We start from the raw sequence: 25,810 nt of genomic DNA, 5'->3' as shown, positions 1-25,810 counted from the left end.
AAGGGGATGCGGACAGGGGAAAGAAGAGGGGCGCCGGCGGCCGCGCCGGTACCCGTGCAGGCGCGGGCCGGGGGAGCTGGGGGGCCGCCGCGGCGACGGCCTGCCCGTGGCTCCCCGGCACGTGCCGCTGCCTTACTGCGGCAGCACTTCCAGCGTGGCGACGTAGCTCAGCCGGCGCTGCTTGGCCTGCGGCGCACTGGTCCTGGCATCGCTGGTCGAGGTTTCCAGCCAGTACATGCCCGCCTCCGGCCAGGTCACCTTGAAGCTGCCGTCGGCGCCGGTGGTCACCTTGATCTCGTCCTGGGCGTTGCGGTAGCGGGTGGCGCCACGCACGATCTCCACCTCCAGCCCACTGGCGGGCTGGCCGTCGACCAGCAGCCTGAACGTGGCTTCCTCGCCGGCGAACAGGTCGTTGGGATGGGTGACCGGCACCAGTTCCAGGCCCTTGCCGGTGGCCGCGACGGTGCTCGGCTTGCCCTTGGTGACGAAGGTCTCCACCCGGCCGATGCCTTCGGTGACCTGCAGGTTCTGCGCGTCCTTCGGAATCTTGGTGGCCAGGTCCTCGGCCGTGGCGTTGCGCAGGAAGCCGCCACGGGCGCCGCCCATGCCGCCGGCCGCCGGCTTGTCCTTGGCCGCGGCCAGGCTTTCGGGGGTATCCCAGCGCGCGGACAGGCCCCGGTTGAGGTTGACGATGCGGTAGGTGCCTTCCTGCGCCAGCGGCACGTCGAACACGCTGCGGTACTTGCCGGTGGCCGGATTCTGCGGCTGCAGCGTGCTGCCGTCGGGCGCGGCGATGCTGACGTTGTCCAGCCGCATCGGCACGTGGTCGGGGTAGTACAGCTGGTTGGATACCGCGGCGTCGACCGTCACCCAGGCATCGTTGCCGGCGACGACGGTGGCCGAGGGCAGCAGCCACTGCTTGTGGGCCAGGGCGGAGAACGGAAGCGAGGCGGCGATCAGCGCGGCGAGCAGCGTGGTGTGTTTCATGCGGGTTTCTCCTTGTCCGGAAGGTCAGGGCTTGGTGGCGAGGGTGACCAGGCCCAGTTCGCTCTGGCCGCGGGCGTTGCCGGTGGCGGCTTTGCCCTTCCACTCGAATGGGATCTTCAGCAGCTCGCGGCCGCCGACCTCGCGCACCGCTTCCACCACCAGGGTGTACTGGCCGGCGGGCAGGTTGCGCAGCTGCGGCTGGCTGTCGCTGAAGCTCAGCGCGTGCTTGCCGGCCGGGCGGGTCGGCCCGGTCACGCCGTCCACCGGCACCTGCAGGGTGCGGCCGCTCTTGCGCCACCACTGGCGCAGGTCGGGCAGCCACTTGGTGCCATGGCCTTCGGCGTTGGACGTCTGCTGGTACCACACCGACAGGTTGGCCACCGACTTCTGCGCGCCATCCTCGACCCACACCGCCACGTAGGGCCGGTGGTACTCGGCCACGTTGAGCCGGGGGATCTCGACGTTGATGTCCAGGCTCGCGGCGTAGGCCGCCGGGGCGGCGGCGAGCAGCCCGCTCAGGGCGATGGTGAGGGTGACGCGCATGGTGCGACTCCGTAGGGAAAGCGTGTTCAGTGGATGAGGAGCAGGGCGATCAGCAGCGGCACCAGCAGGCCCAGGCCGACCAGCGGCCAGGTCATGCGCCGCTGCCGCGCATGCAGGTGCAGCAGGAACAGGCCGGTGATGCAGAACACCAGGCAGGCCACCGCGAACAGGTCGATGAACCAGCCCCAGCCGGCGCCGGCGTTGCGGCCCTTGTGCAGGTCGTTGAAGTACGACACCCAGCCGCGGCGGGTGCGTTCGAACTCCACCGCGCCGGTCTCGCGGTCGATGCTCAGCCAGGCATCGCTGCCGGGGCCCGGCAGCGACAGGTAGATCTCTTCGGGCGACCACTCGGCCGCGCGCCCGCCGATGGCCACGTCCAGTTCGCGCGCCAGCCAGTCGGCGACCCGCGCCGGCAGCGGTGCATTGCCATCGGCGTGCGGCGCCGCCAGCACCTGCAGCAGCGGCGGCGGCAGGTCCAGCTGGCGGTTGGTCACCTGCGGCGCGCCCTCGATCCTGCCCGCATGGTTGAGAGTGATGCCGGTGGCGGCGAACAGCAGCATGCCGATCAGGCAGACCGCCGAGCTGATCCAGTGCCACTGGTGCAGCGTGCGCAGCCAGAAGCCGCGGCTGGCCTGCTGCTGGACGAGATCGGCGGGGGAGCGTTCGGCGGACACGGGCGTGGTGCGGGGGAAAGAGATGGAATTAGAACATTGATGAGAATGATTCGCAATTTGTATCGCTCTGTATCCCGGCCTCGGCGGGTGCGGCCGGCGCTACCCGCCACGGCGGATCAGAAGCGCAGGTTCATGCTCAGCCAGACGCTGCGCGCCTTGTCCTTGTTGTTGTAGTCGTCCTCGAACAGCACCTCGTTGGTCACGTCGCCGTAGATGCCGTTGCCGTTGAGGTCGGTGAACGTGGTCTGGTAGGTGGTGAAGTCGCGGTCGAGCAGGTTGTTGATGCGCGCGTTGAAGGTCAGCCAGCCGGTGGCCTCGAACGACGCGCCCAGGTGCAGCACCGTGTAGTCCTTGTAGTACAGCTCCTTGCCGGTGACGGCACTGACGCCGCGGTAGCGCCTGGAGCGCGCCTCGGCGGTCAGGAACAGGCTCAGGCGGTCGCTGGCCTGCCAGTCGAACGTGGCATTGGCCATGTGCCGGGCGCTGTTGCCCAGCGGCAGGCCCTTCTCCGCGCCGCTCTTCTGCTCGCTGTCGGTGAAGGTGTAGTTGGCGCGCAGGCCGAAGGCATCGCTGATCTGCCAGCGCCCGGCCAGCTCGGCCCCCTGGATCACCACTTCGTCGATGTTGACCGTGCGGTTGCTGCTCGAATAGCCCAGCTCGGCATACTCGCCGCTGCTGGTGCAGCGCAGGGCCAGGCCGGCGCCGCACGGCTGGCTGTCGATCTTGTCCTCGAAGCGGTTGTGGAACAGCGTGGCGTTGAAGTTGTGGCCGCGCGGGTGCTGCCAGTACACCGCCAGCTCGGTGCTGGTGCTGGTTTCCGGCTTCAGGTCCGGGTTGCCGAAGAATGGCAGCGTGCCCTGGCCGCCGAAGCCGATGACGCCGTCGTACAGGTCGGTGGTCTTGGGGGTCTTGAAGCCGGTGCTGACGCCGCCCTTGATCGTCCACTGCTCGCCCAGCGCATAGACACCGTACAGGCGCGGGCTCAGGTGGTCGCCGAACACCTTGTGGTCGTCGTAGCGCAGGCCCGCGGTGAGGGTCAGCGGCGTGCTCACCTTCCAGTTGTCCTCGACGAACAGCGAGTACATGTCGTGCTCCTGCTTCAGCCCGGGCGTGCCCTTCTCGGTGCCGAACACGCCGTCGGTCAGATCGCCGCGGATGACCTGCGTGCCGACCACCAGGGTGTGCTCGCCGGCGGCCTGGAACGGCACGTCGAGCTTGGCGTCCAGGGTGTACTGCGCGCTCTCCAGGGTGCGCTTGGGGCGCGGCAGGAAGGTGGACTCGGCCAGCGCGCGGCGCTCGGCCAGGCCCATGCCGGCATATGCGCCGGTGCCGTCGATCATCGCCAGCAGGCGTTCGCGCTCGGCCACGGTGAACGGCAGCGTGCGGCCATCGTTGTTGGTGGCCACCCGCGCCAGCGAGACGAAACTGTTGCCGATGTCCCACTGGCCTTCGTGGGTCAGCGCCCAGGCATCGCGGGTGAATGCCTGCGATGCGCTGTAGCCGACTCGCGGGTCGGCGCGCCGCGCCCAGGTGCCGCCGTTGGCGCGGCAGGCGGCGGCATTGGCGCCGCTCGCGCCGCTGCAGTAGTTGGAGGCGCGCCAGATGCTGTTGATGGTGTCGACGGTGCCGACGGGGTATTCCTCCACGCCGCTGTCGTTGATCCTGATCCTGTTGTCGTAGGTCTGCCGCGAGGTGTCGTAGTCCAGCGACAGGGTCTGGTTGTCCGATGGCATCCACGCCAGGGTGATGCCGCCGGCCTTGTTGGTGTTGTCCACGGTCTTGCCGCCGCTGCCGAAGCCCAGCGGGCGGGTGTGCAGTCCGCCGGCCGGATCGGTGGCCGCTGCATAGGTCGGGTTGGAAGCCTTGCGTTCGTACCAGCTGCCGCGCGCGCTCAGGTTGAGCACCCCGGGCAGCAGCGGCCCGGTGACGAAGAAGTCCACCGTGCTGTCGTCGCCGAACGCGTCGTCGGTCTCGACGGTGCGGGCGATGCTGGCCGAGCCGTGCCAGCTGTCGAGGGTGCGCCGGGTGATGATGTTGATCACCCCGCCCATGGCGTCGGCGCCATACAGCGTGGACATCGGCCCGCGGATCACCTCGATGCGCTCGATCGCGTCCAGCGGCGGGATGTGGTTGAACTGGTTGCCGCCAAAGTTGTTCGGGTAGATGTCGCCGTGGTTGTTCTGGCGGCGGCCGTTGACCAGGATCAGGGTGTAGTCCGCGCCCATGCCGCGCATGGAGATGGTGCCCTGGCCGGTCTTGTCGCGGGTCTCGCCCACGTCCACGCCTTCCAGGTCGCGCACCGCGTCCAGCAGGGTCATGTAGGGGCGCCTGGCCAGGTCCTCGCGGGTGATCACCGAGATGCTGGCCGGCGCGTCGGTGATCTTCTGCTCGAAGCCGGACGCGGTGACCACGACGGTGTCCAGCGTGGACGGTTGCGCGGCGGGGGCGCCGGAGGCGTGGGCCAGCGCCGGCAGCGCGGCGAGCAGGGCGAGGGCGAGGGAAGTGCGCGCGGCGGGCGCGCGGAAACGATGGCGCAGAGCCATGGGAAGACCTCGGGAACGGAATGGAGAAGGGTGCGGCGGGCCGCTGGCGCACGGGCGCCATGGCAGCGACGGAAGGGGCGGTGGAACAGGCGCGGCGTGGCCGCGCGGCGACGGCTCAGCGCGGTGGGGGCGCTTGGCTGCGCTGCGACCGCCAGTGCCTGGGCAGGGCGGCCGGGGGCGCCGGCGAAGCCGCCGGCAGGGCGGACGTCAGGGGCGATGCGCTGTCCACGGCGCATGCCACGGGACGTGGCGGCGCGGCGCGCAGGCAGGCCGCGCGCGGCGCCTGCAGCGTGGCCACGCGGCGCAGTTTGGCGGGTGTTTCCTGCGCGGCCGTCTCGCCCGCGGGCGTTTCCTCGCCTGCGCCGACGGCGGCCGACGGCGCCCGGGTCGCGGGCGCGACATGCGCCTGGCCGGTGCCGGCAGGGCCCAGCAGCAGGCACAGGACCATCAACCCCCACAGCGGCATGCGCAGGCCGTTGCGCAGGGGCGCAACGGCGGACAGGCAGCGGCGGCGGAGCAGGTGGTGCATCGGATCCCCGGTGGGCGTCAGTGGCCGCCGATCAACGGGCCGGCGGCGTTGCGCAATTGTAGTTGGGATTCGTTATCCGATGCAAATAAGAATTCATTTCATTTGAGGTCGGGTTGACGCGGATCAACCCGCCCACCGCACCGTCAGACCTCGGCCCATTGCCGCAGCAGGTTGTGGTAGACGCCGGTCAGCTGCAGCACCGCGCCGGCGTCGGCGTTGCCCTGGCACAGGGTCTCGATGGAGCTGTCCAGTTCGAACAGCATCCGCCGCCGGGTGTCGTCGCGGACCATGCTCTGCACCCAGAAGAACGACGCCAGCCGCGCGCCACGGGTCACCGGCGTCACCTGGTGCAGGCTGCTGGAGGGGTACAGGATCAGGTCGCCGGCCGGCAGCTTCACCGCATGCTCGCCATAGGTGTCGCTGATGACCAGCTCGCCGCCGTCGTACTCGTCCGGCGGGTTGAGGAACAGCGTGCACGACACGTCCGAGCGCAGCTGTTCACCTTGGGACAGGTTCATCACCGCGCCGTCGACATGGAAGTCGTAGGTGCCGCCGCCGGTGTAGCGGTTGAAGCGGGGCGGCAGGTACTTGAGCGGCAGGGCGGCGCTGAAGAACAGCGGGTGCCTGGCCAGTGCCAGCAGGAGGGTCTCGCCCAGCTCGCGCCGCAGCGGTGAATCCTCCGGCAACTGCTCGTTGCGCTTGGCCTGGGCGCCGAGGTGGCCCACCGTCTGGCGGCCATCGATCCACTGCGCGGCGTCGAGCCGGGCGCGGAAGCCGGCGACCTGCGCCGGTGTCAACACGTTGGGGATATGCAGCAGCATCGGGGCTTTCCTCAGTCTGCGGGAGAGTCGACCAGCGCGCGTACCCGGGGGTGCGGCGAGGCGGCCAGTTGCGGAACGATATGCGCCATGAACGCGGGGCTGCCGTGGGCGAGCGCAAGCCGCAGCCAGTGCAGCGCTTCGTCGATGCGCGCCTGCTGCAACAGGATGGAGGCGTAGTTGGCCTGCCCGCGGAAGTCCCCGGCTTCGGCCGCGCGCCGGTACCAGTACAGCGCCGCCTGCGGGTCGCGCGCGGTCTCCAGCCCGTCTTCCAGGTGGCGCGCCAGCAGGTTCATCGACTTGGCGTGGCCCAGGTGGGCGGCGCGGGTGTAGAGCGCGAGCGCCTGGCGGCGGTCCTGCGCCACGCCGCGGCCGGTGGCGAGCAGGTTGGCCAGGTTGTACATGCCCCAGTCCAGCCCGGCCCCGGCTGCGCGCCGGTACCAGACGGCAGCCAGTGCCGGATCGTGCGCGGTGCCCTGGCCCAGTTCGTGGCAGCGGCCGAGCATGTTCATCGCCAGCGCATCGCCATTGTTGGCCGCGGTGGCGTACCACAGCAATGCCGCTTCGGCGTCGCGCGCCACGCCCTTGCCGTCCATGTACATCTGCGCCAGCAGCAGCTGTGCGGCGACCAGTCCGCCCTGGGCGGCCGCGCGGACATCGGCGAAGGCCGCGTGCGGGTCCGCGCTCAGCCGCGCGGCCAGCGCGTCGGCATCGAGGAAGGGGCGGGAGGACGCGGACATCGGTGGCTTCGATCGGGCCTGGCGTTTGGAGGAAAGACGGGCCTGCCGGAAAGGCGAAGACGGCGGCAGCAGACCTGCCGCCGTCGGTGTCCCTGGATCAGAACCTGACGTTGAGCGCCAGCGTGGCCGAACGCCCGGGCGCGATGCTCGCGTAGTGCGACGAATAGGCCTTGGTGAAGTAGACCTTGTCGGTCAGGTTCTGCAGGTTGAGCTGCAGGCTGATGTTGTCCTGCAGTGCGTAGCTGGCCATCGCGTCCCAGCGGGTGTAGGCCGGGATCCACTTGGTATTGGCGACGTCGCCGTACTGCTTGTCCACGTAACTGGCGCCACCGCCCAGGGTCAGGCCGAACGGGAGCGCATACGTGGTCCACAGCGTGGCCGCGTGCCGCGGCGTGTTGGGGAAGACGTTGCCGTTGTTCGGCGAGACGATCCACACCCCGGGCGCCGGGCAGCCGCTGCGGCTGGGCACCGAGCAGACGTAGCCGTTGTCCTTCAGCTCCGAATCCATCCAGGTGTAGCCGCCGGCGACGCTCCAGCGTTCGCTGATCTGCCCGTTGATGCCGATCTCCACGCCGTTGATCGCCTTGCGGCCGGCGTTGCGGGTGTCACCACTGTCGACCACCACGCGCGCGTTGTTCATCTCGGTGTGGAAGAGCGCGGCGGTCAGGTTCAGGCGGTTGCCGAACAGGTCCCACTTGGTGCCCAGCTCGTAGTTCCTGGTCTCCTGCGGCTTCAGGTTCTGGATGGCGGCGCTGATCGCGTCGTTGCCTTCGCCGCTGTCCATGCCCGGCGGCGTGGACGAGGTGCCGTAGGACAGGTAGATGCTGCCGTTGGCCGTGGGCTTGAACACCACGCCGGCCTGGTAGTTGACGAAGGACTCGCTGTTGCGCAGCACGGTCGGCGCCTTGCCCGCGACCGGGGTGACCTGCTCGGTGTCGTAGTCGTCCCAGCGCAGGCCCAGGTTGAGCAGCCAGCGTGGGCTCAGTTCGAGGGTGTCGAACGCGTACACCGACGCGGTGCGCGTGGTCTGGCGGATGTCCAGCGCCTTGTCGCTGCGGGTGACCGGGTGGGTGGCGGCCCAGGGGTCGTTCGGGTTGGGGTTGTAGAAATCGGTGCAGTTCCAGCCGGTCGCCGCGCCGGTGGTCGGGCAGGCCTGGGTGCCGTCGATGGCGTTGCTGGTGCCGCCGCCGCCGATCAGGTAGCGGCCCTTGCTGCTCTTCTCCTCGCTGTGTTCGACCCCGGCGCTGTAGCTGTGCTTCAGCCCGCCGGTCTGGAAGGCGCCGGTCAGGCTGAGCTGGTCGGCGAAGGTGCGGGTATCGATGGCGCGGTCGTTGGTGCGGCGCCACAGGGTGCCGTACTTGTTCGGGTTGTTCTTGCTGTCGTCCGGCTGGGTCCACAGGTAGTCGTTGCTGGTGTTGCCCAGGCGCGCGATGTTGCGCAGCTTGTGGCCGCCCAGGTCATAGCTGGCATCGAGGGTGCTGATGTCGGCGCGGGTGCGCTGGAAGTCGCGGTCCTTCAGCCCGTAGTAGTTGTTGCGGTCAGGCACCAGCGGCCGGCCGGTGGTGGTGCCGGTGGCCGGGTCGGCATACGGGAAGCCGCCGGCATCGGGCAGGTCGTCGGTTTCCAGGTGGTAATGGCTGGCGATCACCTGCAGCGGCCCGTTCAGGCCGAAGGCGATCGATGGCGCGATGCCCCAGCGGCTGACGTTGGCGGCGTCGCGGCCTGGGATGTCGGACTCGTGCTTGAGCAGGTTCAGGCGTGCGGCGATGCCGTCGCCCAGCACGTAGTTGGCGTCCACGGTGCCGCGCGCGTAGCGGTCGCTGCCCACGCCCATGCTGGCGCTGGTCTGGTTCTTCAGCTTCGGGGTCTTGCTGACCAGGTTGATGCTGCCGCCGCCGGAATCACGGCCGCCGTAGGCCGAGCTCGGGCCCTTGACCACTTCCAGCTGCTCCAGGTCGAACACTTCGCGGGTCTGGCTGCCGACGTCGCGCAGGCCATCGACGAACATGTTGCTCTGCCCATCGAAGCCACGCAGGAACGGGCGGTCGCCGGTCGAATTGCCACCCTCGCCAGCGCCGAAGGTAATGCCGGGCACCATGCGCAGCGCGTCCACCAGGTTGGTGGCGCCGATCTCCTGCAGCGTTTTCTCGGTGACCACGGCCACCGACTTGGGCGTATTCAGCAGTTCGGCGGTGAACTTGGGCGAGGACGGCGCGAACCAGCTGCCGCGGACCTGGACCTTGTCCAGATCGGTGGCCTGTGCGGCGCCGGCGTCAGCGTCCGCCGCCTGCGCGGCCAAGGGCGAGAAGCCGGCGGCGAGGGTGGCGGTGGCCAGCATGGCGGCACGCGGCGGGTACTTGCGGGTCTTGATGGGGCTCATGGATGACGATGTCCGGGAAAAGTAAGACGAAAGCGGCAGCGCGGGCGCCGGCGGTGCGGACGCCCGGGAAGCGGAACGGAGCAGGCAGGCGCGGCCCTTGGCGGCCTTTGGCACGTGGACCCGCCGCGCGGAACTCAGCCGTGGTGGCGCGCAGGGGGCGCATGCCCCGGAGGCGACCGGTACGCCCGTGCGTCGGGTGCCGCAGGCGCCGGCTTGATCCGCCGAGGCGTGGCTGGCCGGGCCGGATGCGATGCCGGCCAGGGCGCGCGCGACAGTGCCGCCGGGCGCGCGACGCGGGTCGCTGCTTCGGCATCGGCTTCGGCAATCGCAGTCAGGTGCAGCGATGGGCCACCCGGGGCCGCCGGCTGGCCGGCGGACGCGACAACGGCCGCGCCGCCGGCGGGCGATGCGGCGGCATGGGCCGCAGGGGCCAGCGCCGCCACCAGGCAGGTGGCGAGAAAGCCGCATGCCAGCAGCCACAGGTGCCAGTACCGCCGCACCGGAACGGTCGGCAGGCAGGGCGGGGCTCCGTCGCGGGAGCCGCGCGGGCGGGGGCGGGCGGCATGCATAACGGTAAATTAAACGATAATGATTCGCATGTCCACACGCATGCGCGGCGCCCCGGCCGGCGCCGTGCCGGCTGGGTCAGTCGCGGTCGTCGCGGGCCCAGATGCCGCCGTTCTCGCGCTTGACCGGGAACTTGGGCACCGGGGTATAGGCCGGGGCGCACAGGGCGCGGCCGTCGCGGACATCGAAACGGGCGCCATGCAGGACGCACTCGATGCTGCCCTCGACCGGGTCGATGCTGCCCGAGGACAGCTCGAACTCCTCGTGCGTGCACTGGTCTTCCAGCGCGTACAGTTCGCCGTCCAGGTTGAACACGACGATCGGCGCGCCGGTCACCTCGTCGAACGCGGTCTTCATCTCGCCCGGCAGCAGCTCATCGCTGGCGCAGACATAGGTCCAGGTCGCGCTCATGCCGCCGGCTCCAGTCGCTTCTCCAGGACTTCGAAGCGCAGATCGTCGCGTTTGGGCAGGCCGAAGCGCGCGTCGCCGTACGGGAACGGCTTCTTGATGCCGGTGCGGGCATAGCCGCGGCGCTCGTAGAAGGCGATCAGTTCGTCGCGGCAGTCGATCACGGTCATCTGCATGGTCGGCAGCCCCCACTGCGCCGCGACAAGCCGCTCGGCATGCTGCATGACCTGTTTGCCGACCCCGCCGCCCTGCGCCGCGGGGCTGACCGCGAACATGCCGAAGTAGCCATGACCGTCCTCGTCGGCGACGTGGCAGCAGGCCAGCAGCCGCCCGCCCTGTTCGGCCAGCAGGATCACGCTGCGCGGCCGCTGGATGTCGGCCAGCAGGCCCGCGGCGTCCACCCGCTGGCCGTCGAGGAGATCGGCTTCGGTGGTCCAGCCCACGCGCGAGGCGTCGCCCCGATAGGCCGAGGTGACCAGTTCGATCAGGGCCGGAATGTCGTCCGGGGTGGCGCTGCGGAAGGTGAGGGTATCCATCGCCGCATTGTAGCGATGCCGGATTTCCTTGTAGATGCGGGGCCTGCCGTGCATGCCGTGACGGCAACGCCGCGGGCGGGGCATGCCCCGCCTCCACGCTCAGCCCAACAGGGCGCGCACCTTCTTCAGCGCGGCCATGAACGCCTCGATCTCCGCGTGCGTGTTGTAGAACGCCAGCGAGGCACGGCAGGTCGCGGCCACCCCGTAGTACTGCAGCAACGGATGCGCGCAATGCTGGCCGGAGCGTACCGCCACGCCCTGCAGGTCGAGCAGGGTGGCCAGGTCGTGCGCATGCGCGCCTTCGACCAGGAACGAGACCACCGCCGCCTTGTGCGGCGCGGTGCCGAAGATGCGCACGCCGTCCACCCGCTGCAGTTCCTCGGTGAAGTGCGCCAGCAGTTGCTGTTCGCGGGCGGCGATGTGGTCGCGGCCGAGGCCGTCCAGGTAGTCGACCGCCGCGCCAAGGCCGACGAAGCCGGCAATGTTGGGGGTGCCCGCCTCGAACTTGTGCGGCGCGTCGTTGAACACCGTGCCGTCGAAGCTGACCTCCTTGATCATCTCGCCGCCGCCCAGGAACGGCGGCATCTCCTGCAGCAGCTCGCGGCGCGCCCACAGCGCGCCGGTGCCGGTGGGGCCGCACATCTTGTGGCCGGTGACGGCGTAGAAATCGCAGCCGATGGCGGCGACGTCCAGCGCCAGGTGCGGCGCGGCCTGCGAGCCGTCGATGACGCTGACGATGCCGCGCCGGCGCGCTTCGCGGCAGATCTCGCGCACCGGGTTGACCGTGCCCAGTACGTTGGAGACGTGGGTCAGCGCCAGCAGCTTCACGTCCGCGGTCATCGCCGCGTGCAGCGCGTCCATGTCCAGGCTGCCGTCCGGGTTGATCTCGGCCACGCGGATGCGGGCGCCGGTGCGTTCGGCGACCAGCTGCCACGGCACGATGTTGGCGTGGTGCTCCATGCGCGAGACCAGGATCACGTCGCCGGCCTTCAGCCGCGGCAGCGCCCACGAGTAGGCCACCAGGTTGATGGCGAAGGTGGTGCCGCTGCACAGCACCAGCTCGTTGGCGCGCACGTTGAGGAAGCGCGCCAGCTTGGTGCGCGCGCCTTCGTAGGCGTCGGTGGCCTCGGTCCCCAGCGCGTGCACCGCGCGGCTGACGTTGGCGTTGTAGCGGCGGTAGAACTCATCGACCGCGCCGATCACCGGCAGCGGCTTCTGCGCGGTGTTGGCGTTGTCGAAGTACACCAGCGGCTTGCCGTTGACCTCGCGCATCAGCAGCGGGAAGTCGGTACGCACGCGCTCCCAGTCGGGGGCGCTGCCGGTGTCGGGGAGGGGGCGCGGGGAGGAAAGGTTCATGCCATGCCTGCCTGGTGCAGTGCCTGGCCCAGGTGCTGGACCAGCTGCCCGGTGAGGGTGTCGTCCACGGCGGCCAGCGGCTCGTGGCAGAACGCGGTGCTGAGCATGGCGCGCGCCTGCTCGGCCGGCACCCCGCGCGAGCGCAGGTAGAACAGCGCGTTGGCGTCGAGCTGGCCGACGGTGGCGCCGTGCGCGGCCTTGACCTCGTCGGCGTCGATCACCAGCGTGGGCTGGGTATCGATCTCGGCGTCGGCGGACAGCAGCAGGTTCTTGTTGGACAGGTTGGCGTCGGTGCCGTCGGCGCCCTCGCGGATATGAATGCCGCCGTGGAACACGACCCGGCTGCGGTTGGCCGCCACGCCCCGCCACAGCAGCTCGGCGCGGGTGTCGCGGGCGATGTGCTCGATGCCCAGGCGGGTGTCGATGTGGCGGCGGCCGGTTCCCAGCAGCACGCCATTGGCGACCAGCAGGGCGTTGTCGCCTTCCAGCCGCACGTTGAGTTCATGGCGGCTCAGCGCGGCGCCCAGTTCCAGGTCGATGCGGCGGTACTCCGCATCGCGCGCCAGCACCGCGTCGGTGCGCAGCAGCGCGGTGGCGCGCGCGCTGTCGGCCTGCACGCGGGCATGCGCGAGCCGCGCGCCCTGCGCCAGGTGGACATGCACCAGGGTGTTGTCCAGGTGCGCGCTGTCGCCGGCCTGCAGGTGGTGTTCGACCAGGTCCAGCGACGCGCCACGGCGCAGTTCGACCAGGTGCCGGTGATGCCAGGCGATGTCGGTCGCGTCCCGGGTCGCGGCGGCGGCCGCGGTCGTGGCATCGGCGTGCGCGGCGGCCAGTGGCGCGCTGACGAACACCAGGTGCAACGGCGTCGTCGCGGCGATGCCCTCGGCCACCTGCACCAGCACGCCCTCGTCGGCGAGCGCGGCGTTGAGCTGGGCGAACACCTCCTCGGCGCGGTCGAAGCGGCGGCCCAGGAAGCCGGCGGCCAGCGGCTCGTCGCGGCGTACCGCCGACAGCGTGCGCACCTGGACGCCGGTGTCCAGCCCTGACAGGTCGCTGTGGGCGTCGCTGGGGCGACCGTTGACGAAGACCAGCCGCGGCGCCGGGATGGCGGCCAGCAGTGCGGCGTCGATGGCCGGCGCCTGCAGCGGCGCGGCACCGAAGCTGCGGCGTTCGAGCTGGCGCAGCGAGGTGTACTTCCAGGCTTCGCTGCGCGCGGCGGGCAGGCCGCTGCGCAGCGCGGCATCGAGCGCGGTACGACGCTCGTCGTTGCCGCAGAACGCGGCGGCCAGCGATTGCAGGAGCGGGCTCATTACTTGGCCGCCTCGCGCACCACGCGGTCCTTGAGGAAGTCGTAGCCGTGCGCTTCCAGTTCCAGCGCCAGCGCCGGGCCGCCACTCTTGACGATGCGGCCATCGGCCAGCACGTGCACCACGTCCGGCTTGATGTAGTCGAGCAGGCGCTGGTAGTGGGTGATGACCAGGAACGAGCGCTCGGGCGAGCGCAGCGCGTTGACGCCGTCGGCCACGCTCTTGAGCGCGTCGATGTCCAGCCCCGAGTCGGTCTCGTCCAGGATCGCCAGCTTCGGCTCCAGCACCGCCAGCTGGAAGATCTCGTTGCGCTTCTTCTCGCCGCCGGAGAAGCCTTCGTTGACGCCGCGGTGCAGCAGCTCGTCCTTCAGGTGCAGCACGGCCAGCTTCTGCCGCACCAGCTTGAGGAACTGCATCGAATCGAGTTCTTCCTCGCCGCGCGCCTTGCGCTGGGCGTTGAGCGCGGCGCGCAGGAAATAGGTGTTGTTCACGCCCGGGATCTCCACCGGGTACTGGAACGCCAGGAACAGGCCGGCGGCGGCGCGCGCCTCCGGCTCCAGCTCCAGCAGGTCGTTGCCCTCGAAGCGCACGCTGCCCGCGGTGACCTCATAGCCATCGCGGCCGGACAGCACATTGCCCAGCGTGGACTTGCCGGCGCCGTTCGGGCCCATGATGGCGTGGACTTCGCCAGGCTTCACGTCCAGCGACAGGCCCTTGAGGATTTCCTTGCCGGCGATGCTTGCGTGGAGGTTTTCGATCTTCAACATGAGGGTGCGGTCTTCAAATTTGAATGTGGGGCAGGGCGATCAGAGCTCGCCTTCGGCGCGATCGAGGAAGGTGGCGCGCAGCCAGCCGGTGCGCTGCCGGGTGAGCTCGGCCTTGTTGGCCGAATACAGCATCGGGTACATCGAGCCGTACAGGACGCGCGGGTTCTCGTCCTTGCCCACCGGGTAGCGTGCCTGGATGTCGGCGTCGCGCAGCTGGATCCACAGGCGCTGGGCGTCGCGCAGCCTGGCGATGGCCACCGGCTGGCCCTGCAGCTTCTGCATCACCTGCCGGTACACGGCGTTGAGCTCGGCATCGCTGGCGTCGGCTTCACGCGCGGCGCATTCGTTGATGTCCAGCTGGGTGCGGGCACCGTCGCAGGCCTTGCCCGGCGACGCGGCCGAGGCAGCGGCCGGCAGCAATGCCAGCAGGAGCAGGGGCAGGCGACTCATCCGACCGAGCCTTCCAGCGACACTTCCAGCAGCTTCTTGGCCTCCACGGCGAACTCCATCGGCAGCTCCTTGAACACCTGCTTGCAGAAGCCGTCGACGATCATCGACACCGCGTTCTCCTGGTCGATGCCGCGCGCGCGGCAGTAGAACAGCTGGTCGTCGGAGATCTTGGAGGTGGTGGCCTCGTGCTCGACGGTGGCGCCGGGATTCTTCACCTCGATATAGGGGAAGGTATGCGCGCCGCATTTCTTGCCGATCAGCAGCGAGTCGCACTGGGTGTAGTTGCGCGCGCCGTCGGCGCTGGCGGCGACCTTGACCAGGCCGCGGTAGGTGTTCTGGCCACGGCCGGCGCTGATGCCCTTGGACACGATCTTGCTCTTGGTGCGCTTGCCGACGTGGATCATCTTGGTGCCGGTGTCGGCCTGCTGGCGGTGGTGGGTCAGTGCCACCGAGTGGAACTCGCCCACCGAGTCGTCGCCCAGCAGCACGCACGAAGGGTACTTCCAGGTGATCGCCGAACCGGTCTCCACCTGGGTCCAGGTGACCTTGGAACGGGCACCGCGGCATTCGGCGCGCTTGGTGACGAAGTTGTAGATGCCGCCGACGCCGTTCTCGTCGCCCGGGTACCAGTTCTGCACGGTGGAGTACTTGATCTCCGCGTCTTCCAGCGCCACCAGTTCCACCACCGCGGCGTGCAGCTGGTTCTCGTCGCGCATCGGCGCGGTGCAGCCTTCCAGGTAGGAGACGTGGCCCCTGTCCTCGCAGATGATCAGCGTGCGTTCGAACTGGCCGGTATTGTTGGCGTTGATGCGGAAATAGGTGCTCAGCTCCATCGGGCAGCGCACGCCCTTGGGCACGAACACGAAGCTGCCGTCGGAGAACACCGCCGAGTTGAGCGCGGCGAAATAGTTGTCGCCCACCGGCACCACCGAGCCCAGGTACTGGCGGACCAGTTCGGGGTGCTCGCGGATGGCTTCGGAGATCGAGCAGAAGATCACGCCCTTGTCGGCCAGTTCCTTGCGGAACGTGGTGCCCACCGAGACCGAGTCGAACACCGCGTCGACCGCCACGCCGGCCAGCCTGGCGCGCTCATGCAGCGGCACGCCGAGCTTGTCGTAGGTGTCCAGCAGTTCCTTGGGGACTTCGTCCAGCGACTTGTACTTGGGGCCCTTGGGCGCGGAGTAATAGCTCAGCGCCTGCAGGTCGATCGGGCCGATCTGCAGCTTGGCCCAGTCCGGCTGGCGCATGGTCAGGAAATGGCGGTAGGCGTCCAGGCGCCACTGCGTCATCCATTCCGGCTCGTCCTTCTTGGCCGACAGGGCGCGGATGATGTCCTCGTCCAGGCCTGGCGGGAACGACTCGGACTCGATGTCGGTGACGAAGCCGGCCGCGTACTTGCGGCCCAGCTGTTCGTGGATCTCGCGGTTGGGGGTGTCGGCGCTGCCGACGTTGTCGATGGTCTCGGTGGCCATGAGGCTGCCTACGGAATTCAGGAAACGATGCTGACGTCGATGCGCCGGCGATCAGCAAGTGGGAGGGGGTGCAGCATCTGCGCCAAGGTGACCCCGCGCAGGGCATCGGCGACCACGTCGTTGATCAGCCGCCAGTTGGAACGCACCCCGCACTGGCGCGCGATGCCGCACTGGCTCTCGCCCTGGCTGCATTCGGTGATCGCCAGCGGGCCTTCCATCGCCTCGACGATCTCGATCAGGCTGATCTCGGTGGCCGGGCGGGTCAGGCGGTAGCCGCCGCGCACGCCGCGCAGGCCTTCGACCAGCCCGGCCTGCGCCAGCGGCTTGAGCAGCTTGCTGACCGTGGGCGGTTCGAGCCCGGCGGCCTCGGCCAGCTCGGTCGCGCTCAAGACCTCGTCCGGCCGCGTGGCGAGCACGGTCATGACGACGCTGGCGTAATCGGTGAGCTTGGTGACGCGGAGCATGCGAAGGCGGGGGAGTCAATGTGGACCGAAATTGTACGCTTTTGTGCGCGGGGCCTCAAATCGACCGCCGGCCGCCGCGTTGATGCAGGTCAAGCGGCCGCCTTGTGGCGTCCCGGGCTTGGGAAGCCTGCGCGACTGCGCGAGAATCCCCCTTCCCATCGTTTCCCGGCCATGTACATGCCCAAGAAGATCCAGGCGCGCAAATCCACCATCCACGGCAATGGCGTGTTCGCGCTGGCGGCCATCGCCAAGGGCGAGCGCATCATCGAGTACAAGGGGCTGCGCCGGACCCACGCCGAGGTGGACGCCGACGATGCGGGCGACGTGGAAAGCGGGCATACCTTCCTGTTCACGCTCAACGACGATTACGTCATCGATGCCAGCTACAAGGGCAACGACGCGCGCTGGATCAACCACAGCTGCGACCCCAACTGCGAGGCGCTGATCGAAGAGGCCGAGGGCGACGACCGCACCGCCGACAAGGTGTTCATCGAGGCGATCCGCGCGATCCGTCCGGGCGAGGAGCTGACCTACAACTACGGCATCACCCTGGCCGAGCGCCACACCCCGCGGCTGAAGAAGATCTGGGAGTGCCGCTGCGGCTCGCCCAAGTGCACCGGCACCATGCTGCAGCCCAAGCGCTGAGCGGCAGCGGGTGACTGGACATGAAGAAGGCCGCTTCGGCGGCCTTCTTCGTTCGCGGCAGGTGGAACTGCCCGCTGGTCCGCAGGTGCCGGGCTTGCCCGGCACTGGACTTCCCCGGGGAGCTCCAGGCGGGGCAAGCCGCGCATCCACGGCCATCTGTTTCGTGGCGCCTCGCGTCATCGCTGCGCAAGGAACCTCAGTTGCCCAGCAGCCCCTGCGGCAGCAGCGTGCCCAGGTTCTGGTTGAAATCCACCGCGATGCGGCCGTTTTCGATACCCACCGACTTCACCTGCAGCGCACCCATCACGTTGGCGATGGCCGGTTCGATGCGGTAGATCGGCTCGCGGCGCGCGTAGTCGGCCAGCCAGGTGTTGAGCAGGCCGCGGGTGCCGGCGTCGAGTTCGGCCCCGGCCATGGTCGGGCGGAACGCGTCGACGGTCGGCTGCTCGAGGTGGAAGCCACGGGTCTGCGCGTCGTAGCGCAGGCCGCTGCTGAGCTGTACGTTGCCCACCGGCATCGGCGCGCCGCCGGCGGCGGCCATGGCCAGGTCGAACTGCAGGTTCAGGCGGCTGCCCGCGGGCAGGGTGAGCCGCGGCTGGCTGACGGTCATCGCCAGCAGCCCGCCCAGTGCCTTCTGCGACCGCGGGAAACTGCCGTCCAGGTAGTGCTGCACGTCGGCCGCGTCGACCAGGAGCCGGCGGCCGCTGACCTGCGGCGCGGCATGGGCGCTGGTGGCCAGGACCACGCAGGCGACGGCGGGCAGCAACAGGGTGCGGAGGTTCATCGTATCGGCCTGTGAGAGTGCGGCGGGAAGCGACGCACGATACCCGGAAACGGTGAATGGCCGGTTAGCGCGCTGGCGCCGGCGTCGCCGCGGTCACTGCGCCGGGCGCAGTGCACGCAGCCGCGCGATCAGTCCGTCCAGTTCCGGCTGCAGCGTGGCCAGCGGGTGGCCGTCGCCGCGCGCGGCCGCGGCCAGCGCTTCCAGCAGCCCGGTGGCGACCACGACGCCGGCGGCTTCGTTGCAGGACAGGCGCCGCTGCCGCTGGGCCTCCTCCAGTTCGCGCATCCAGTCGCGCGGGCTGCGCTGCTCGAACTCGATGGTGCAACGGCCGCTGCACTGCAGGCCATCGGCTTCGATCGGCGTGACGGTGATGCGGTAACGGTGCTTGCTGCTGGACATGGTGTGGCGTGGGGTCGTGTGGCTTGGCGACCACCATAGGCCCGGCGCGCGGCCGGGGCGAGGCGCCAGCCCATGACGCTGTGTTCCAGTGCAGGCCGCCGCGCAGGGCAGCGGGCCGTGCCGGCGGGCGCCCTGTGGCCATCGCTGGCGGGCGTGCCGCAGGCCGCGTGGCGCACCGGTCCACGGTGCCGGCCATAGCGTCCGTTGGGGGGCGGGTCCCGTGCTTTCGAACCGCCGGCTGCTCCCGGTGCATGTCGGCGCCCGCCGATTGCAGCCGTTCCGACAACGCACCGTGGTGATGGCGGCGCTTGCGCGCGGTGGCTGGATATTCCCTCCGCGCATCCGTGCGGGTTGGCGCAGACGCCTTGCAGGCGGGCGCCGGGACGATTCCGGCGTTGCCCGTCGATGACCCGGGAAGCGCCGTGCACGGCGCAAAAAAAACGGGACGGCATGGCCGTCCCGTTGTTTCGCCCAGGGCGCGCGGATCAGATCGCGGCGTCCTTGAGCTTCTTGAGCGGGCGCACCTTGATCTTGGTGGAAGCCGGCTTGGCGGCGAACCACTGCTCTTCCTTGGTGAACGGGTTGATGCCCTTGCGCTTCGGCTTGGCCGGCACGCTCACGGTGGTGATCTTCAGCAGGCCCGGCAGGGTGAAGCTGCCAGCGCCCTTCTTGTTGACCGATGCGGCAACGGCGCCTTCCAGCGCGGCCAGGACGGAACGGACATCCTTGGCGGCGACGCTGGTCGCCTCGGCCAGGTGTGCAACCAGACCCGACTTGGTCAGGGCTTCCTTGATCGGCTTGGGAGCGGCCGGCTTGGCGGCTGCCTTCGTAGCGACTTTCTTCGCTGCCTTCTTCGGGGCAGCCTTCTTAGCGGTCTTTGCCATGGTTTCCTGTTCCGTGAGCGGATGGTTGTTGGTCGTGCCGACCCCGTCGGCAAGCGAAATGTAGGGCATGCGCGGTGCATCGCCAATAGGCCGGGGCACAAAAACCCCATAAAAATTGCATCCAGCCGCCCTTTTGCCACGGCGCGGGGCGACGGCGGCGGGAAAATGCACGGCAAACGCGGGGGGGCATGCCGGTAATGGCGGCGGGCATGGGCGCGGCCGGCAGCGCTGGCCGGCGCGCGGGGCGATGCCGCCGCGGCGCACAAGGCGCTAACGAACGCTCGCCTAGGCTGGGGCCACCTTCAACGCATGCACAGGAGACTTGCCATGGGTATTTCGCGTCACGCCACCGCGCACTGGGAAGGTGACCTCAAGAGCGGGCAGGGGCGGCTGAGCACGCCGCAGAGCGGCCTGATGGACAACACCCGCTACGCGTTTTCCAGCCGCTTCGGCGACGAGAAGGGCACCAATCCCGAAGAGCTGATCGCCGCCGCGCACGCCGGCTGCTTCACCATGGCGCTGTCGGCAAAACTGACCGAAGCCGGTTTCCCGCCGCGCTCGCTCGACACCCGCGCCGATGTCGACCTGTCGATGGAGGGCGGGCCGCAGCTGTCGCGCATCCGCCTCAGGGTGAAGGCGGTGGTGCCCGGCATGGACGAAGTGAAGTTCCGCGCGGTGGCCGACGACGCCAAGCAGAACTGCCCGGTGTCCAAGGCGCTCAGCGCGGTGCCGATCAGCCTGGAAACCGAGTTCGCCTCCTGACCCGTCGGCCGGGGCGGTGCGCAACCGCCCCGGCGTTCCGGTTCAGGGCCGTTTCACGCGCCGCGCCGGAGCATCCGTCCATCTCCCACGCCGGTGCGGCCGCCATGTCCCGATCATTGCCTGTTGCAGGTGTCCTGGTCTTTGGTTGCCTGCTGGCGTTCACCGCCTCGGCGCAGCGCTACGACGACGACAGCTATCGCCCCTACCCGGGCAGCAGCGGCCAGTGGCGCGACGATGATGGCCGTTACGACCGCGACGACAACGGCCCGGTCTACGACTATGCCCGGGTGGTGCGGGTGGATCCGATCATCGTCGACGGCGGCGGCCGCCAGGGCGCCTGTTACGAGCGCAGCGATGGCGATTACGTGTACGACGCCGACGGCTACCGCCGCGAGCGTGGCGATATCCGCGACTATGGCGACGGGCACGATGGCGGCTATCGCCAGGGCAGCGATGGCGGGCGCCAGGTGGCAACGGTGATCGGCGGCCTGGCCGGCGCCATCATCGGCAGCCGCATCGGCGGCGGCGATGGTCGCTACCTGGGCACCGCGATCGGCACCGTGGCCGGCGGTGCCGCCGGGCGCGCGATCTACGATGCCAACAACCGCCCGGTCTACCGCCGCTCGGACGTGCGCGTGTGCGAGCCGCAGCGGGAGGGCTACGGCTACGAGAGCGAGCGCGTGGCCGGTTACGACGTCACCTACGAGTATGCCGGCCGCGAATACCACACCCGCCGCGATTACCACCCGGGCGAGCGCATCCGGGTGCGGGTGGACGTCAGCGCCGATTGATCCGCGCCCTTCGCCGCGCCCGACGGCGCACGCGGTTCGTTGTCACGCCTGGCCGATGACGGCATAGTCGCCGTTCCCGTTGGCCAGGAGTGTCCCCGCATGCGCCGTACCGCCGCCTGTCTCGCCATCCTGCTTCCCTGCCTGCATGTCGCGCCGGTCGCGGCCGGGGTCCGGCTGCTGCTCGCCGACACCATCCGCACCGGCGATCCGCAGCAGCCGTCCGCCAGCGCGCTGGCCTGGGACACGGACGACGGCCGCCTGCTGGCGGTGGGCGAACGCACCGCGCTGCTGCAGCGCTATCCGCAGGCCACGCGGGTCGATGTCGGCAAGGCCACGGTGGTGCCGGGCCTGATCGACGCGCACGCGCACTTGGTCGGCCTTGGCAACACCCTGGCGCAGGCCGATCTCAATGGCGCGCGCAGCCGTGCCGACGTGGTCGAGCGGCTGCGCGCGTTCGAGAAGACGCTGGCGCCGGGCGAGTGGCTGCTTGGCGCCGGTTGGGACCAGAACCGCTGGGACGATACCGCGTTCCCGACCGCCGCCGACCTGGACGCCGCGTTCCCCGAACGACCGGTGTACCTGGAACGTGTCGACGGCCACGCCGGCTGGGCCAACAGCGCCGCGCTGCGGATCGCGGAGAAGGCGGGCAGGTCGCTGTCCGGCGACTGGCAACCCGAGGGCGGGCGCATCCTGCGCGATGCCGCCGGCAAGCCGGCCGGGGTGCTGGTGGACGCTGCGTCGGCGCTGGTCAGCGCGCACATCCCGGCGCCTGACGCGGCGGTGCGCGAAAAGCGCCTGCAGGCCGCACTGCAACTGGCGGTCAGCAACGGCCTGACCGGCGTGCACGACATGGGCGTGTCGCGCGGCGACCTGGCGGTGATGAAGCGGCTGGCCGACCAGGGCAGATTGCCGCTGCGCATCGACGCCTACGCCGATGGCAACAACGCGGCGCTCGATGACCTGTGCGCCAACGGGCGCTACACCCATCCGGGCGGGCGCCTGCAGATGCATGGGGTAAAGCTGTTCATGGACGGCGCGCTGGGCAGCCGCGGCGCCGCGCTGCTGGCCGACTACAGCGACGACCCGCACAACCGCGGCCTGCTGATGACCTCGCCGGAGGAATTCGAGGTGGCCGTGCGCAAGGCCGATGGCTGCAAGGTGCAGGTGGCCACCCACGCCATCGGCGACCGCGGCAACCGCATCGTGCTCGACACCTACGAGAAGGTGCTGGGCGCACACAAGGGCAACGACCATCGCTGGCGCGTGGAGCACGCGCAGGTGGTGGCGCTGGAGGACATCCCGCGCTTCGCCCGGCTCGGGGTGATCGCCTCGATGCAGCCCACCCACGCCACGTCGGACATGGGCTGGGCCGAGCAGCGCGTCGGGCCGGAGCGGATCAAGGGTGCGTATGCCTGGCAGCGTTACCTGCACAGCGGCGCGCGGCTGGCGCTGGGGTCGGACTTCCCGGTCGAGCAGGTCGATCCGCGGCTGGGCCTGTATGCCGCGGTGACCCGGCAGGACCGCGATGGCCACCCGCCGGGTGGTTGGCAGCCGGAGCAGCGCCTGAGCGCGGAACAGGCGCTGCGTGGCTTCACCAGCGACGCGGCGTATGCCGGACATGACGAGACCCGGGTCGGGCGCCTGCGCGCCGGCCTGCACGCGGACTTCGTGGTGCTCGATCGCGATCCGCTGGATCCGGCCAGCGGTCGCCTGGACGCATTGAAGGTGCTGTCCACCTGGGTCGATGGCGAGCCGGTGTACACCGCCGCGGCGCCGGCCGGCGAAGGCTGACCCCGCGGTGCGGCGCGGCCGGAGTGGCCCGGCCGCACCGTGACGCCGATACCGGATCGCCGCACGGACAGGCCGCGGTGGATGCCACGCTGCGCGCGCCAGAGGGCCATGCATCCACGCCGCGCAGGTTGCATGCAGGTGGAAAATCCGCGCAGTCGCGGCTGATATGTGCCGCTACGGCGGCGGTTGCGGAAGAAACCGTCCGCTCTTCGTCGCGTGGTCGAGCGTGATGCAGTTCACCCTGCGAGAGACGGTGGATCCGCAGGTCGAATCCGGCCAGGCGGCGTCGCGCCCCATGCGGCGGGCGTTTGCGCGCCCCGGCGCTGCGCCGGCCGCTGGGCCCGATCCGCCGGAAAATCCGGTTGCAGGCGCAATGAAATTCGTCTTCCCCCAGACACTGCGCTTTGTTCGTTCACGAGTTAGCACTGTCGGTACGCCCCCTGCGGGCGTCCCACAGTCATCGCGAATCCGGGTAACGAACACATGCGCAAGCCACTCCCGCTTCATCCCCTGACGTTGTGCGTCCTGGCCACCCTGGCCGCCTCCGCCGACGTCCATGCCCAGGCCAAGGAAGAAGGCAGCGATCGCAAGGTCAGCGATCTCGCCACGGTCAGCGTCTCCGCCTCGCGTATCGACCGCCCCGACCTGGTGGCGCCGACGCCGACCCTGCCGATCACCGCCGAAGAGCTGAAACTCGACACGCGCACCAACATCGGTGCCGCGCTCAACGACCTGCCACAGTTCCGCGCGACCAGTTCGCCACAGACCACCGGTTCCAACACCGGTGCCGGCAATGCGCCGGTCGACCTGCGCGGGCTGGGCATCTCGCGCACCCTGGTGCTGCAGGACGGCCGCCGCATCTCCAGCGACAACGACCTGAACACGATCCCGTCGATCGTCGTGAAAAGTGTCGACGTGGTGACCGGTGGTGCCTCCGCGGCGTGGGGCTCGGGTGCGGTCGGCGGCGTGGTCAACATCACCCTGGACCACGACTTCGTCGGCTTCAAGGCCGGCGCCCAGGCCGGGCAGTCCACCTACGACGACGGCAAGGAAAAGCGCTTCGAGGCGGCCTGGGGCACGGATTTCGCGGACGGGCGCGGTCATTTCCTGGTCGGCGGCGAGTTCCTCGACAACGACGGCATCGTGCCGCGCAGTTCGCGCAGCCGCGCCGGTCGCTGGTCGACGCTTTCGAACGGAAAACAGCTCGAATTGATGCCCGACGTGGGCTTTTCCGATGCAGCGTACGGTGGACTGATCCTGCCGCGGAAACTGCCCGGCGGTGTCGAGGATACGTCCGCGCTGGCGGGCAAGGCATTCAATCCGGATGGTTCGCTGCGCGACTTCCAGTACGGCCGCGTTGTCGGCGCGCTGATGAGCGGTGGCGAGGGGCCGTCGAACGACGATTACAGCCCGCTCAGCGCGCCGCAGAAGCGGTATTCGGTGCTCGCCAGCGGCCGTTATGACCTGAACGACGATGTGCGCCTGACCGCCGAAGTGCGCCACTCGCGGATGTACAACAACTACATCTGGTTCGGCGACCACAACCGCGGAGAAGGCTTCACCGTCAAGATCGACAATGCCTTCCTGCCGCAGCAGGTACGCGATGTGATGCTGGCCGAAGGGCGTGAGACGATCAACATCGGCCGCTTCAACAACGACATCAACTACCCGCACATCGATTTCGAGCGCAAGACCACGCAGGCCACGCTCGCCCTGGATGGCTACGCCGGCGACTGGCGCTGGAGCGCGTACTACAGCCATGGCGAGGCCGAGGCGAACTTCGATACGCCGGGGTTCATCCTGCGCGAGGCATGGGCCAACGCCATCGATTCGGTGATCGACCCGGCCACCGGCAAGCCCGTATGCCGCGTCAGCCTCGGCAACCCGGCGCTGCACTGCGTGCCGATCAACGTGTTCGGCGAAGGCGCGCCGTCGCAGGAGGCCATCGACTACGTGACCGGCACCCCGCAGCAGCGCGCCAGGACCACGCTGGACGTGTTCGGTGCGAGCCTGCGCGGCGAGCCCTGGGAACTCCCGGCAGGCGCGGTCTCGGTCGCGTTCGGCGTGGAGGGCCGGCGCGAGGCGATCGACCAGCGTGTCGGCGCGCTGGACGCGGCCAAGGCCTTCCGTTCGTTCAACTTCAGTGCGATGAAAGGCGCGTTCAACGTCAAGGAGGCCTTCGGCGAGGTGCTGGTGCCGCTGGTCAGGGACGTGCCCGGCCTGAACAACCTGGCGCTGAGCGCGGCCGCGCGCATCTCCGACTACAACACCACCGGTTCGATCTGGTCGTGGAAGCTCGGCTTCACCAACGAGTTCGTCGATGGCTTCCGCGGCCGCATCGCCCGTTCCCGCGATATCCGCTCGGCCAACCTGGGCGAGCTGTTCACCACCACCACCACCGGCTGGAGTTACGTCACCGACCCGACCAACAACCAGACCGTGTATGCGCTGAGCAACGGTGGCGGCAACCCGGGGCTGCGTCCGGAAACGGCGGACACCCTGACCGCTGGGCTGAGCTGGTCGCCGCGGGCGGTCGAAGGGTTGGATCTGTCGCTGGACTATTTCAACATCGACATCAAGGACGTGATCACCACGATCGGGCTGCAGGACATCCTCAGCCGCTGTGCCGCCGGCAATGCCGAACTGTGCAGCCGGGTCGAGCGCGACGCGGCAGGAAACATCACCCGCATCGTCTCCACCTACACCAACCTGTCCCAGTACAAGACCGACGGCGTCGACCTGGAAGCCTCCTACCGCCGCGACGCGCGCCTGTTCGGCGTGCCCGGGCGGCTGCGCCTGCGCACCCTGGCGACCTGGGTCAACAGCCTGAGCACCGACGACGGGGTCAAGCGCATGGAGTACGTGGGCTCGCAGGGCTACGCGTTCGGCCTGGGCGTGCCGAAGTGGCGCGCGGTGTCCAGCATCGCCTTCGACAGCGATGCGTTCTCGGTCAACGCACGCGCGCGCTACCTGTCCGCGGGCGACTACGACCGCAACCAGAACATCGTCAACAACCGGATCGGCAGCTACGTGTACTACGACGTCGGCGGCGCCTACCGGCTGGGCGGCGAGGGCAGGGTGGAGCTGTATGCCAGCGCCAACAACGTCTTCAACAAGAAGGCGCCCATCGCCGCGACGTTCTCGCCCTATTACGACGTGATGGGGGCCTACTACACCGCCGGCGTGCGGGTGAAGTTCTGAGCGGCGCGGCCG

At 69.5% G+C, this 25,810-nt stretch carries 24 protein-coding genes; 5 read left to right on the top strand and 19 right to left on the bottom strand.

Going from position 1 to position 25,810, the window contains the following annotated elements:
* Positions 1-132 precede the first annotated feature (132 nt).
* The 16 genes from MKP15_RS06770 to MKP15_RS06695 form a co-directional block, all read right to left on the bottom strand.
* On the bottom strand, positions 133-987 hold the full coding sequence (locus MKP15_RS06770; RefSeq protein ID WP_161613429.1) for a DUF4198 domain-containing protein: 855 nt from the start codon (positions 985-987) through the stop codon (positions 133-135).
* Between the two features lie 24 nt (positions 988-1,011).
* Complete coding sequence (locus tag MKP15_RS06765; RefSeq protein WP_240212195.1) at positions 1,012-1,530, bottom strand: DUF2271 domain-containing protein; 519 nt, start codon at positions 1,528-1,530, stop codon at positions 1,012-1,014.
* 26 nt (positions 1,531-1,556) lie between these two features.
* A complete protein-coding gene (locus MKP15_RS06760; protein WP_161613430.1) occupies positions 1,557-2,204 on the bottom strand; it encodes a PepSY-associated TM helix domain-containing protein in 648 nt (215 codons plus the stop codon).
* Between the two features lie 116 nt (positions 2,205-2,320).
* The gene (locus MKP15_RS06755; RefSeq protein ID WP_240212194.1) at positions 2,321-4,747 is read right to left on the bottom strand and encodes a TonB-dependent receptor; all 2,427 of its coding nucleotides are present in this window, start codon (positions 4,745-4,747) and stop codon (positions 2,321-2,323) included.
* A 115-nt stretch (positions 4,748-4,862) separates the two neighbouring features.
* The gene (locus MKP15_RS06750; protein WP_240212193.1) at positions 4,863-5,276 is read right to left on the bottom strand and encodes a hypothetical protein; all 414 of its coding nucleotides are present in this window, start codon (positions 5,274-5,276) and stop codon (positions 4,863-4,865) included.
* Positions 5,277-5,419: 143 nt separating this feature from the next.
* The gene (locus MKP15_RS06745; protein WP_240212192.1) at positions 5,420-6,097 is read right to left on the bottom strand and encodes a Fe2+-dependent dioxygenase; all 678 of its coding nucleotides are present in this window, start codon (positions 6,095-6,097) and stop codon (positions 5,420-5,422) included.
* Between the two features lie 11 nt (positions 6,098-6,108).
* Entirely contained in the window at positions 6,109-6,834 is a 726-nt protein-coding gene (locus tag MKP15_RS06740; RefSeq protein WP_240212191.1) for a tetratricopeptide repeat protein, read from the bottom strand.
* A gap of 97 nt (positions 6,835-6,931) precedes the next feature.
* Positions 6,932-9,214: a TonB-dependent receptor gene (locus MKP15_RS06735; protein ID WP_240212190.1), complete on the bottom strand. Its 2,283-nt coding sequence runs from the start codon at positions 9,212-9,214 to the stop codon at positions 6,932-6,934.
* A gap of 645 nt (positions 9,215-9,859) precedes the next feature.
* Positions 9,860-10,192, bottom strand: coding sequence for a non-heme iron oxygenase ferredoxin subunit (locus tag MKP15_RS06730; protein ID WP_104939367.1), 333 nt, complete (start codon positions 10,190-10,192; stop codon positions 9,860-9,862).
* Positions 10,189-10,725 carry a GNAT family N-acetyltransferase gene (locus MKP15_RS06725; protein WP_240212189.1) on the bottom strand — a complete coding sequence of 179 codons (537 nt, stop codon included), beginning with the start codon at positions 10,723-10,725 and terminating at the stop codon, positions 10,189-10,191. Before MKP15_RS06725 ends, MKP15_RS06730 begins: the two co-directional genes overlap by 4 nt.
* Before the next feature lie 99 nt (positions 10,726-10,824).
* Positions 10,825-12,081 carry a cysteine desulfurase gene (locus tag MKP15_RS06720; protein ID WP_240212188.1) on the bottom strand — a complete coding sequence of 419 codons (1,257 nt, stop codon included), beginning with the start codon at positions 12,079-12,081 and terminating at the stop codon, positions 10,825-10,827.
* On the bottom strand, positions 12,078-13,391 hold the full coding sequence (sufD, locus tag MKP15_RS06715; RefSeq protein ID WP_240212187.1) for a Fe-S cluster assembly protein SufD: 1,314 nt from the start codon (positions 13,389-13,391) through the stop codon (positions 12,078-12,080). The genes MKP15_RS06720 and sufD overlap by 4 nt, the downstream gene beginning before the upstream one ends.
* Positions 13,391-14,155, bottom strand: coding sequence for a Fe-S cluster assembly ATPase SufC (gene sufC / locus MKP15_RS06710; protein WP_104939364.1), 765 nt, complete (start codon positions 14,153-14,155; stop codon positions 13,391-13,393). The genes sufD and sufC overlap by 1 nt, the downstream gene beginning before the upstream one ends.
* Before the next feature lie 39 nt (positions 14,156-14,194).
* The gene (locus tag MKP15_RS06705; RefSeq protein WP_240212186.1) at positions 14,195-14,605 is read right to left on the bottom strand and encodes a lysozyme inhibitor LprI family protein; all 411 of its coding nucleotides are present in this window, start codon (positions 14,603-14,605) and stop codon (positions 14,195-14,197) included.
* Complete coding sequence (gene sufB, locus MKP15_RS06700) at positions 14,602-16,077, bottom strand: Fe-S cluster assembly protein SufB (protein WP_240212185.1); 1,476 nt, start codon at positions 16,075-16,077, stop codon at positions 14,602-14,604. The genes MKP15_RS06705 and sufB overlap by 4 nt, the downstream gene beginning before the upstream one ends.
* A gap of 17 nt (positions 16,078-16,094) precedes the next feature.
* Positions 16,095-16,541, bottom strand: a complete 447-nt coding sequence (locus MKP15_RS06695) for an SUF system Fe-S cluster assembly regulator (RefSeq protein WP_104939361.1) — start codon at positions 16,539-16,541, stop codon at positions 16,095-16,097.
* A 177-nt stretch (positions 16,542-16,718) separates the two neighbouring features.
* On the opposite strand from MKP15_RS06695, the gene MKP15_RS06690 reads away from it, so the two are divergent.
* Positions 16,719-17,186 (top strand): SET domain-containing protein-lysine N-methyltransferase, encoded by a 468-nt coding sequence (locus tag MKP15_RS06690; RefSeq protein ID WP_054668746.1) that lies wholly within the window; start codon positions 16,719-16,721, stop codon positions 17,184-17,186.
* A 196-nt stretch (positions 17,187-17,382) separates the two neighbouring features.
* Here MKP15_RS06690 and MKP15_RS06685 read toward each other — a convergent pair whose 3' ends face one another.
* The 3 genes from MKP15_RS06685 to MKP15_RS06675 all read right to left on the bottom strand — a co-directional run bounded on the left by MKP15_RS06685 (position 17,383) and on the right by MKP15_RS06675 (position 19,253).
* A complete protein-coding gene (locus MKP15_RS06685) occupies positions 17,383-17,970 on the bottom strand; it encodes a DUF1439 domain-containing protein (protein ID WP_240212184.1) in 588 nt (195 codons plus the stop codon).
* 93 nt (positions 17,971-18,063) lie between these two features.
* Complete coding sequence (locus MKP15_RS06680) at positions 18,064-18,369, bottom strand: DUF3861 family protein (RefSeq protein ID WP_104939359.1); 306 nt, start codon at positions 18,367-18,369, stop codon at positions 18,064-18,066.
* A gap of 485 nt (positions 18,370-18,854) precedes the next feature.
* Positions 18,855-19,253, bottom strand: coding sequence for an HU family DNA-binding protein (locus MKP15_RS06675; protein ID WP_104940241.1), 399 nt, complete (start codon positions 19,251-19,253; stop codon positions 18,855-18,857).
* A gap of 327 nt (positions 19,254-19,580) precedes the next feature.
* On the opposite strand from MKP15_RS06675, the gene MKP15_RS06670 reads away from it, so the two are divergent.
* The 4 genes from MKP15_RS06670 to MKP15_RS06655 all read left to right on the top strand — a co-directional run bounded on the left by MKP15_RS06670 (position 19,581) and on the right by MKP15_RS06655 (position 25,798).
* On the top strand, positions 19,581-20,015 hold the full coding sequence (locus MKP15_RS06670) for an OsmC family protein (RefSeq protein WP_240212183.1): 435 nt from the start codon (positions 19,581-19,583) through the stop codon (positions 20,013-20,015).
* Between the two features lie 104 nt (positions 20,016-20,119).
* Positions 20,120-20,806 carry a glycine zipper 2TM domain-containing protein gene (locus tag MKP15_RS06665; protein WP_240212182.1) on the top strand — a complete coding sequence of 229 codons (687 nt, stop codon included), beginning with the start codon at positions 20,120-20,122 and terminating at the stop codon, positions 20,804-20,806.
* A 99-nt stretch (positions 20,807-20,905) separates the two neighbouring features.
* Positions 20,906-22,597, top strand: coding sequence for an amidohydrolase (locus MKP15_RS06660; RefSeq protein ID WP_240212181.1), 1,692 nt, complete (start codon positions 20,906-20,908; stop codon positions 22,595-22,597).
* A 483-nt stretch (positions 22,598-23,080) separates the two neighbouring features.
* Positions 23,081-25,798, top strand: coding sequence for a TonB-dependent receptor (locus MKP15_RS06655; protein WP_240212180.1), 2,718 nt, complete (start codon positions 23,081-23,083; stop codon positions 25,796-25,798).
* The last annotated feature ends 12 nt before the right edge of the window (positions 25,799-25,810 follow it).

Origin of the sequence: Stenotrophomonas sp. Y6 (assembly GCF_022436665.1) — a bacterium.
Lineage (GTDB): Bacteria > Pseudomonadota > Gammaproteobacteria > Xanthomonadales > Xanthomonadaceae > Stenotrophomonas > Stenotrophomonas acidaminiphila_A.
The sequence above is the reverse complement of the archived record's forward strand: the minus strand, read 5'-3'. Positions and strand labels throughout refer to the sequence as shown.